At 36.6% G+C, this 262-nt stretch carries 1 protein-coding gene; it reads right to left on the bottom strand.

Annotated features, from left to right (window positions below; genetic code table 11):
- Positions 1-262: serine hydrolase (locus tag SB772_RS42280; RefSeq protein WP_410838808.1), on the bottom strand; the 262-nt coding region annotated here is incomplete at both ends.

The following is a 262-nucleotide window of genomic DNA, read 5'->3' as shown; positions in this document are numbered from 1 at the left end:
CGAAGACCCCGTTTTATGGGCAACAGGAGTTCCTTTGGGGAGTTGTTCTATAATTTTATTGGTTCCTGTTTTAGTCCCCAGCATAATTTGCATGAGATAATCTGTAGATTTTTTGGAAAGCAATTTTCCGTCATAGAATGTTTTCAGCATTTGTACAGTAGAATTGGTCGTGCTGTAATTTTCATACAATGCTTTCCAGTCATTTAGAGCCATGTCATGTTCAGTATATTTGATCTGGAAGTCTTTTACTCCTTTAGAATTC

This window comes from Paraburkholderia sp. SIMBA_030 (assembly GCF_046535245.1).
In the GTDB taxonomy this organism is placed as follows: Bacteria; Pseudomonadota; Gammaproteobacteria; order Burkholderiales; family Burkholderiaceae; genus Paraburkholderia.
This window is presented reverse-complemented; position numbering and strand designations above follow the sequence as displayed.